This window comes from Psychromonas sp. Urea-02u-13, assembly GCF_002835995.1.
Taxonomy (GTDB): Bacteria; Pseudomonadota; Gammaproteobacteria; order Enterobacterales; family Psychromonadaceae; genus Psychromonas.
This window is the reverse complement of the sequence record NZ_PJBZ01000218.1, coordinates 1-839: the sequence shown is the minus strand read 5'-3', so window position 1 is coordinate 839 and position 839 is coordinate 1. Positions and strand designations below refer to the sequence as shown.

At 35.4% G+C, this 839-nt stretch carries 2 protein-coding genes; both read right to left on the bottom strand.

Annotated features, from left to right (window positions below):
• Positions 1-45 precede the first annotated feature (45 nt).
• Positions 46-498 carry a hypothetical protein gene (locus tag CXF74_RS21485; protein ID WP_101084687.1) on the bottom strand — a complete coding sequence of 151 codons (453 nt, stop codon included), beginning with the start codon at positions 496-498 and terminating at the stop codon, positions 46-48.
• Positions 470-640, bottom strand: a complete 171-nt coding sequence (locus CXF74_RS22095; RefSeq protein ID WP_157822521.1) for a hypothetical protein — start codon at positions 638-640, stop codon at positions 470-472. The genes CXF74_RS21485 and CXF74_RS22095 overlap by 29 nt, the downstream gene beginning before the upstream one ends.
• Positions 641-839 lie beyond the last annotated feature (199 nt).

The window sequence follows — 839 nt, the reverse complement described above, 5'->3', positions numbered from 1 at the left end:
ATCGGCTGCGCGACACCTATTCTTGTTTGTTATGCCCCCTTTCGATTACTCTTCGGTTTCACCTAAAACAACATCACCTTCTAGATAGGACTCTTTAGGTAGATCCATCGGTGAGTGGGTGTCTAAATCGACAAATTTAATATGTGTTTCAGAGAGTTGTTGATAATGAAGTACGTAATATGAAGTTAGATACCCATACTCTGACTTTTCATAACACGGTATCCCGACGTGATAATGGCCAAGTTTATACTTTTGTGCATATTCAACTTTATTTAACCATCGGGGATCGTTTTTGGGAACATTGTCTGATGAAGTATTTTTCCCTTTTAAGGTTCCATCCCAACCATCAGATAAGTACTCTGAAATTATAGTTGCGACTTTTATTGCATCAGGTTGCTCATCTGGATATTTGTGTGGAGGTTTAGTTGCTTCTAAATTCTGGAATATTGTTATAAAGTTAAAACTAGCGCTAACTTGATAATCCTTTGGTTTTGACATTCATTAATACCTTCATTACATCATTAGCAGACATTTTACCTTTTAAGGTGATTGCCGTTTTAGACCCAATACCCTCAACAGAATTTTTCATTCTATCTAAGTTGAAAGCTGTTGAGTTAAACTCTTTTGTTTTAGCTAACATAGTCAGCTCCTTATTTAATAACTTTACATAGGAAGTATAATATAACTTTATAAAGATAACCACTAACTTGAATGGTCGTGAATCACAAAGGTCCATAATTATTAAAGCAAAGCTCACAACAGGGGTATAACGCCTAATTAAGCGGACAAAAATAGTGGGTTAAAATGTGTAGCGAAGCGAAACGTAACCCACTATTTTT